Annotated in this window: 7 protein-coding genes and 2 pseudogenes; all 9 read left to right on the top strand. The window is 49.7% G+C overall.

Annotation, left to right across the window (positions count from 1 at the left end; genetic code table 11):
- Positions 1 to 189 (top strand): annotated as a pseudogene (locus QVO97_RS07360) (ribosome biogenesis GTPase Der); the annotation flags it as partial.
- Positions 189 to 821, top strand: coding sequence for a glycerol-3-phosphate 1-O-acyltransferase PlsY (gene plsY / locus QVO97_RS07355; RefSeq protein ID WP_022359710.1), 633 nt, complete (start codon positions 189 to 191; stop codon positions 819 to 821). The pseudogene QVO97_RS07360 and the gene plsY, both read left to right, overlap by 1 nt.
- A gap of 258 nt (positions 822 to 1,079) precedes the next feature.
- Positions 1,080 to 2,090 carry an NAD(P)H-dependent glycerol-3-phosphate dehydrogenase gene (locus tag QVO97_RS07350; RefSeq protein ID WP_022359709.1) on the top strand — a complete coding sequence of 337 codons (1,011 nt, stop codon included), beginning with the start codon at positions 1,080 to 1,082 and terminating at the stop codon, positions 2,088 to 2,090.
- Between the two features lie 322 nt (positions 2,091 to 2,412).
- Positions 2,413 to 3,606 (top strand): ABC transporter substrate-binding protein, encoded by a 1,194-nt coding sequence (locus QVO97_RS07345; RefSeq protein WP_022359708.1) that lies wholly within the window; start codon positions 2,413 to 2,415, stop codon positions 3,604 to 3,606.
- A gap of 290 nt (positions 3,607 to 3,896) precedes the next feature.
- A complete protein-coding gene (locus tag QVO97_RS07340; protein ID WP_022359707.1) occupies positions 3,897 to 4,778 on the top strand; it encodes a branched-chain amino acid ABC transporter permease in 882 nt (293 codons plus the stop codon).
- Positions 4,779 to 4,890: 112 nt separating this feature from the next.
- Positions 4,891 to 5,955: a branched-chain amino acid ABC transporter permease gene (locus QVO97_RS07335; RefSeq protein ID WP_022359706.1), complete on the top strand. Its 1,065-nt coding sequence runs from the start codon at positions 4,891 to 4,893 to the stop codon at positions 5,953 to 5,955.
- A gap of 3 nt (positions 5,956 to 5,958) precedes the next feature.
- Entirely contained in the window at positions 5,959 to 6,717 is a 759-nt protein-coding gene (locus QVO97_RS07330) for an ABC transporter ATP-binding protein (protein WP_022359705.1), read from the top strand.
- A 13-nt stretch (positions 6,718 to 6,730) separates the two neighbouring features.
- Complete coding sequence (locus tag QVO97_RS07325) at positions 6,731 to 7,441, top strand: ABC transporter ATP-binding protein (protein WP_022359704.1); 711 nt, start codon at positions 6,731 to 6,733, stop codon at positions 7,439 to 7,441.
- A gap of 94 nt (positions 7,442 to 7,535) precedes the next feature.
- A pseudogene (locus QVO97_RS07320) lies at positions 7,536 to 7,791 on the top strand (stage IV sporulation protein A); the annotation flags it as partial.

Below are 7,791 nucleotides of genomic sequence, written 5' to 3'. Positions count from 1 at the left end.
CGTTTAAAGCTCTACTATATGACACAGGTAGCGGTCAAACCGCCGACATTCGTTGTGTTTGTCAATGATAAGGAACTAATGCATTTCTCATATACACGGTATCTCGAGAACAAGATCCGTGACGCATTCGGATTCAAGGGAACTTCCTTAAAATTCCTGATCCGTGAGAGAAAGGGGAAGGATCAATAATGGAACGTCTCATCTGTATTGTGATTGGCTATATCTTTGGTCTGATCCAGTCCGGCTATCTGTATGGAAAGGCGAATCATATGGATATCCGCCAGTACGGCAGCGGAAATGCCGGTTCTACGAACGTCCTGCGTGTGATGGGAAAGAAAGCGGGCGCGATCGTATTTTTAGGAGACTTTTTCAAGGCGGTGTTTGCAATGGCAGTCTGCCGTCTGCTGTTTAAGGGAAATGCGGACGTGGATCTTCTTGCATTGTATGCGGGTCTGGGAGTCACACTCGGTCACAATTTCCCGTTTTACCTGAAATTCAAGGGCGGCAAGGGAATTGCCTGCATGGCGGGCATCATGACAGCGATGGATCTGCGGATTACGCTGACCTGTTTCGTGATTTTCTCCGTGACGGTGTTCCTGACCCGCTATGTATCGCTTGGTTCGATTCTTGTGTCGATCACCTTTTTTGCAGAGCTTGTGATCTTTGAGAGCATGGGTTCCTACCGGGTAAGCACGCCGAACCGCATCCAGTTCTATGCACTGGGCGCGATTCTGATGTGCATGGCGATCTGGCGCCATCGGAGCAATATTGGGCGTCTGTTGTCCGGCACAGAAAACAAACTGGGCGCGAAGAAATCATGAAAGAAGTTTAACAACACTTTACATAGTTGCCATAAGGTAATTGTTCACAGGTGGACACTTTTGAAACCGAAAGTGCCGTAAGAAAACGTGGTGGCAGCAGGAATTTACCGTATTTAAATGCGAAGCCACGGCAAATTCCGTTACTGGGCACGTATGCATGAACAGTAACGTCATAAGTAATGGGAATGTATAAAAATTTCCAAATAACATTGACCTGTAGAGAGAAGAAGAGAGAAAAGCAGGTCGGGAGGTATCAGGATGGCAGCAGTAGGAATTATCGGAGCCGGAACCTGGGGCACAGCCCTGGCGGTGCTTCTGAACAATAATGGGCAGGATGTGACAATCTGGTCCGCATTTGATACAGAGATCCAGGAAATGAGCCGCACCAGACGGCACAAAAATCTGCCGGAGGTTGTACTTCCGGATCCGATCCAGATGACAGCTGATCTGCGCACCGCGATGGCGGAGAAGGATATGCTGATTATGGCGGTTCCGTCCGTCTATGTCCGCAGTACGGCGGCGAAGATGAAGGAATACCTGCGTTACGGTCAGATTGTCGTGGATGTGGCGAAGGGAATCGAGGAGCAGAGTCTTATGACGATGTCACAGGTCATCGAGGAGGAGCTTCCGTTGGCGGAGGTAGCCGTCCTTTCCGGACCGAGCCATGCCGAGGAGGTGAGCCGGGGACTTCCGACTACCTGTGTGGCAGCGGCGCACCGCAAAAAGACTGCCGAGTTCATGCAGAGTGTGTTCATGAGTCCGGTGTTCCGCATTTACACCAGCCCGGACATGTTGGGCGTCGAGATTGGTGCGGCTCTTAAAAATGTCATTGCGCTGGCAGCCGGTACAGCGGATGGGCTGGGATGCGGTGATAACACGAAGGCGGCGCTGATCACCCGCGGAATTGCGGAGATTGCCCGTCTGGGTATTGCAATGGGCGGAAAACAGCAGACCTTCTACGGATTATCCGGCATCGGTGATTTGATCGTAACCTGTGCGAGCATGCACAGCCGCAACCGCCGGGCGGGTATCCTGATTGGAAAGGGATACACGATGGATGAGGCGATGAAGGAAGTGCAGATGGTTGTCGAGGGCGTTTATTCTGCGAAAGCCGGTCTTCTGCTGGCACAGAAATACGGCTGCGATATGCCGATCGTTTCCCAGGTCAATCAGGTGCTGTTTGACGGAAAATCTCCGAAAGAGGCGCTGGCGGATCTGATGATGCGCGATCCGCGGATCGAATCGAGCGATCTTCCGTGGGAAGGATAATTCAGGCGGCAGCCGTTTTTCTGAATTTGAGTGATTAAATTCGGAAAAATAGCAATGAGATCTACTATGTTTTTCTGGAAAATGCAGGTGTCTGTGTCAGGCGGACAAAACTTGTAAAAAGTGTTTACTATAACCCGTAAGAATATCTAATATAACTACAAGATCTGGAAAAGAGAGAATTTAGCGCAAAAAGTTGAAAATCTGCTAAATTCCCTCTTTTTTAGGTGGTTTTTGTATTGACAATTAGAGGGGTAAAATTTATAATTGCCTCATTCAAATAGTTGCTGTATTCCATTGCAGCATAGAATTGGAGGAGAATATTATGAAAAAAAGAGTAGTTAGTCTTGGACTTGCAGCCATGATGGCGATGTCTATGACCGCTTGCGGTGGCTCTGGAAATGCGAGCACTTCTGAATCAGCAGCAGAAGACGCACAGGGCGCAGAGGGAGCTGACGGCGAAGTATTTAAAATTGGCGGTATCGGACCGATCACCGGTGCGGCTGGCGCTTACGGTGCGGCTGTAAAGAATGGTACTGAGCTGGCAATCAATGAGATCAACGAGGCTGGCGGTATCAATGGTTACCAGGTAGCGTTCAACTTCCAGGATGATGAGAATGATCCGGAGAAGGCGATCAACGCATACAATACCTTAAAAGACTGGAACATGCAGATGCTTCTTGGTACCGTTACTTCCAAGCCGTGTATCGCAGTTGTAGCAGAGACAGCAGCAGATAACCTGTTCCAGCTGACTCCGTCCGGATCTGCTGTTGAGAGTATTTCCGGCGACAACGCATTCCGCGTATGCTATTCGGATCCGGATCAGGGACGTGCATCCGCTCAGTACATCGGCGAGCACAAACTGGCAACCAAGATCGCTATCATCTACGACAGCTCCAGCGAGTACTCTGATGGTATCCGCGAGTCCTTCGTAGCAGAGGCCCCGAATCAGGGTCTGGAGGTAGTAGCCAGCGAGGCATTTACATCTGATAACAATACCGATTTCTCCGTACAGCTTGATAAAGCAAAAGAGTCCGGCGCTGATCTGGTATTCCTGCCGATCTACTATCAGGAGGCATCTGTTATCCTGAAACAGGCAAACGATAAAGATTTCCATCCGCAGTTCTTCGGCTGTGATGGTATGGACGGTATCCTGAGCGTTGATGGCTTTGATAAGTCCTTAGCAGAAGGTCTGATGCTTCTGACTCCGTTCTCCGTAGATGAGGAGTCCAGCCAGGACTTCGTAACTGCTTACCGTGATGCTTACGGCATCGACCCGCTTCAGTTCGCAGCAGATGCTTACGACGGCGTATATGCAATTAAGGCAGCTGCAGAGAAGGCAGAGGTCACACCGGATATGAGCGCTTCCGATATCTGCGATGCACTGAAAACAGCTATGACTGAGATCCAGATCGATGGTCTGACCGGTACAGAGATGCACTGGACGGCAGAAGGCGAGCCGCAGAAAGCGCCGAAAGCTGTAGAGATCAAAGACGGCAAATATGAGATGATGCAGTAATTAAAAATTTAAAAACTGCAGAACCGTTGCGGCTATATGTATGTAGCTCTGATGGGACTGTTACTGGATGTCCGGCGTCACAGATGGCTGCCGGGCATTTAGTAACAGCTTTCTTTTTAAAACGGTTCACTGCACATGCTTGCCTGCGACGACGACTGGGTGTTTGCTTTCTGCGGACTGCGAGACGGTCATGTTTGTTCTGCTAAATTCGGTCACAGGTAAACATGTGCAGCGAAATGCGTGTACAGGGAAATGCGAAAACGTAGAAACAAAGAGGTAGGTGTATACATATGAGTTTTCTTTCTTATTTAATCAATGGCATCAGTCTGGGAAGTGTCTATGCGATCATTGCACTGGGCTACACCATGGTTTATGGCATCGCGCGTATGCTGAACTTCGCACACGGCGATATCATCATGGTAGGCGGTTTCACAGTGTTTACGATTGTCACAACGATGGGCGGTTCTCCGGTTGTGGGTATTCTGGCTTCGGTGGTTGTGTGTACAGTGCTGGGCGTTACGATCGAGCGAGTTGCATACAGACCGTTGCGTGACGCGTCCCCGCTGGCAGTTCTGATCACCGCGATCGGTGTCAGTTATCTGCTCCAGAACGTGGCGCTTCTGATTTTTGGTTCCAATGCGAGACAGTTTACATCAGTTATTACTGTACCGGCATTAAAGCTGGCTGGCGGCAAGCTTTCGATCTCCAGTGTCACGATCGTGACGATTTTAAGCTGTATCGTGATTATGGCTGCCCTGATGACATTTATCAACAAGACGAAAATGGGGCAGGCGATGCTGGCGGTTTCTGAGGATCGCGGTGCGGCAACCTTGATGGGTATCAATGTAAACCGCACGATCTCCGTAACCTTTGCGATTGGTTCCGCCCTGGCGGCAGTAGCAGGCGTGCTGCTCTGCTCGGCGTACCCGTCCCTGTCTCCGTACACCGGTTCCATGCCGGGTATCAAGGCATTCGTGGCAGCGGTATTTGGCGGTATCGGTTCGATCCCGGGCGCATTTATCGGCGGTATCCTGCTTGGTATCATTGAAAACCTTGCCAAGGCGTATATTTCCTCCCAGCTTTCTGACGCGATCGTATTCTCTGTCCTGATTATCGTGCTTCTGGTCCGCCCGACCGGTATTCTCGGCAAGAAGATGACGGAGAAAGTATAATAGAGAAAATTATACGATGGTTCATGCCGGGGACTTTTGAAACGGAAAGTGCCGTGTGAAAACAAGATGGTGCATGAACTGCAATAAGCAAGAGAAAGTGCAGGTGTTTAAAATGAACGCATATAAAAATAAAATTCGGATTCAGAATGCGATCACATATGCGATTGTAATCGGCTGTTACATTCTGATTCAGATTATGATGGCAGGCGGCCATGTAAACAGTCTTTTAAAGGGTATTCTGGTTCCACTTTGTACCTATACGATTTTGGCGGTTTCCTTAAACCTCACGGTTGGTATCCTCGGCGAGCTGAGTCTGGGTCATGCCGGATTCATGTGTGCGGGTGCGTTTTCAGGTGCATTTTTTAATCATGCCATGAAAAATGTGATCGCAAGCAACCAGGTACGCTTCATTCTGGCGCTTTTTGTCGGTGCGGCGGTAGCGGCGGTATTTGGTATCCTCATCGGTATTCCGGTTCTGCGTCTGAAAGGAGACTATCTGGCGATTGTAACGCTGGCATTCGGTGAGATTGTTAAAAATATTATCAATGTTCTGTACGTCGGCATCGACGGAAACGGAATCCACGTTTCCATGAAAGATGTAGCTTCCTTAAAGCTGGCAGCGGACGGTCAGGTGATCATCAAGGGTGCACAGGGTATCACAGGTACACCGAAGACGGCGACCTTTACGATCGGCATTATCCTGGTACTCCTGACCCTGTTTATTGTATTGAATATCATCAATTCCCGGACAGGCCGTGCGATCATGGCGATCCGCGACAACCGTATTGCGGCAGAGTCTGTGGGTATCAATATCACGAAATACAAACTGATGGCATTTACCATCTCTGCTTCCTTAGCCGGTGTGGCAGGCGTTCTGTACGCACACAACCTGGCGACGCTGGCAGCGACCCCGAAAAGCTTCGGTTATAATATGTCCATTATGATCCTTGTATTTGTGGTTCTGGGCGGCATCGGAAATATCCGTGGTTCCATGATCGCGGCGGTTATCTTAACCCTGCTTCCGGAGATGCTTCGAAGCCTCAATAATTACCGTATGCTGATTTACGCGGTCGTCCTGATTGTAATGATGCTTTTGACCTCCAGTCCGAAGGCGATCGAGGTCCGCGGGCGCATCTTTTCATCATTCCGGAAAAAGAAGACAGAAGGGGAGGCGTAAATCATGGCAATGCTGGATGTAAAAAATTTAAGTATTTCTTTTGGTGGTCTGAAAGCGGTCGATGATTTCAGCATCACGATAGAAAAAGGACAGCTCTACGGCCTGATCGGACCGAACGGCGCTGGTAAAACGACTATTTTCAACCTTTTGACGGGCGTGTACAAGCCGGATGGCGGACGGATTCTGCTGGATGGAAAGGACATTACCGGTCACAAGGCAATCCAGATCAATCAGGCAGGCATCGCGAGAACCTTCCAGAATATCCGTCTGTTCAAGGAGCTGAGCGTGCTTGACAATGTAAAGGTTGGTCTTCACAATCATCATAAATATTCTACGCTGAGCGGCATTCTGCGTCTTCCGTCCTATTACAAGGTTGAGAAAGAGATGGATGAGCGCGCGATGGAGCTTTTGAAGGTATTTGACCTCGACAAAGAGTTTGATTATAAGGCATCGAACCTCCCATACGGCAAGCAGAGAAAGCTGGAGATCGCCAGAGCGCTGGCGACCGAGCCGAAGCTTCTGCTTCTTGACGAGCCGGCAGCCGGCATGAACCCGAATGAGACGGCAGAGCTGATGAAGACGATCCGTTTCGTGCGCGATCATTTTGATATGACCGTACTTCTCATTGAGCATGATATGAAGCTGGTCTCCGGTATCTGCGAGCGCCTGACGGTCTTAAACTTCGGTCATATGCTGGCAGAGGGACCGACCAGCGAGGTACTCAGCAATCCAGAAGTTATCAAAGCATATCTGGGAGAATAGGGGGAAGTTTCGTATGTCAATGCTGGAAGTAAAAGATTTACAGGTATATTATGGTGTGATACAGGCACTCAAGGGAATTTCCTTTGAGGTAGAACAGGGCGATGTGGTAGCGCTGATCGGTGCCAACGGAGCCGGAAAGACGACGACGCTTCACACGATCACGGGTCTGCTGCCGTCCAAGGCAGGCAATATCACATTTGAGGGAACGGATATTACCCATGTACCGGGCTATAAGCTGGTATCAATGGGAATCGCCCACGTGCCGGAGGGGCGCCGTGTGTTCGCTTCCCTGACGGTTCTCCAGAACCTGAAAATGGGTGCGTATACGAGAAATGACAAGAAGGAAATTGAAGATACGATCGAAATGATTTACAAGCGTTTCCCGCGTCTGAAAGAGCGCAAGAACCAGCTTGCCGGAACTTTGTCCGGCGGCGAGCAGCAGATGCTTGCGATGGGACGCGCCCTCATGAGCCACCCGCGCCTGATCGTTCTCGACGAGCCGTCGATGGGTCTGTCCCCACTCTATGTTAATGAGATTTTCGATATTATCCAGGAAATCAACAAGGACGGAGTGACCGTTCTTCTGGTCGAGCAGAATGCGAAAAAAGCGCTCTCCATTTCCAATAAAGCATATGTGCTTGAGACGGGCAATATCGTTCTGAGTGGTGATGCGAAAGAACTGATGAATAATGAGAGAGTGAAGAAGGCTTATCTGAGCGAATAAAAATGTTCTGTGAGTCGGAGCTTTCCAATTGGGAATATTCATAACCCCCTTATGGTCTGAATACATTGTATCAGCAGACCAAGGGGGTATTTTTATGGATCATTTTAATGTATACAGCGATATCCAGGCGCGAACCGGCGGCGAGATCTATATTGGGGTGGTTGGTCCGGTTCGGACAGGGAAATCGACCTTTATTAAGCGCTTTATGGAACTTCTCGTCCTTCCGGGGCTGGAAGATGTCCATGCCCGCGAGCGCGCCCGGGATGAACTTCCCCAGTCTTCGGCGGGGAAAACGATCATGACAACGGAACCGAAATTTATCCCTAAAGAGGCGGCAAAGCTCTCGCTTG

The organism is Clostridium sp. CAG:43 (genome assembly GCF_000434655.1).
GTDB lineage: Bacteria > Bacillota > Clostridia > Lachnospirales > Lachnospiraceae > Otoolea > Otoolea fessa.
Note: the sequence above shows the minus strand (reverse complement) of the source record. Positions and strands in the feature narration are given on the sequence as shown.

Bases quoted from the DNA above. Each gene is read 5' to 3' on its own strand.
- plsY (WP_022359710.1), top strand. From the start codon at position 189: ATGGAACGTCTCATCTGTATTGTGATTGGCTATATCTTTGGTCTGATC.
- QVO97_RS07350 (WP_022359709.1), top strand. From the start codon at position 1,080: ATGGCAGCAGTAGGAATTATCGGAGCCGGAACCTGGGGCACAGCCCTG.
- QVO97_RS07345 (WP_022359708.1), top strand. From the start codon at position 2,413: ATGAAAAAAAGAGTAGTTAGTCTTGGACTTGCAGCCATGATGGCGATG.
- QVO97_RS07340 (WP_022359707.1), top strand. From the start codon at position 3,897: ATGAGTTTTCTTTCTTATTTAATCAATGGCATCAGTCTGGGAAGTGTC.
- QVO97_RS07335 (WP_022359706.1), top strand. From the start codon at position 4,891: ATGAACGCATATAAAAATAAAATTCGGATTCAGAATGCGATCACATAT.
- QVO97_RS07330 (WP_022359705.1), top strand. From the start codon at position 5,959: ATGGCAATGCTGGATGTAAAAAATTTAAGTATTTCTTTTGGTGGTCTG.
- QVO97_RS07325 (WP_022359704.1), top strand. From the start codon at position 6,731: ATGTCAATGCTGGAAGTAAAAGATTTACAGGTATATTATGGTGTGATA.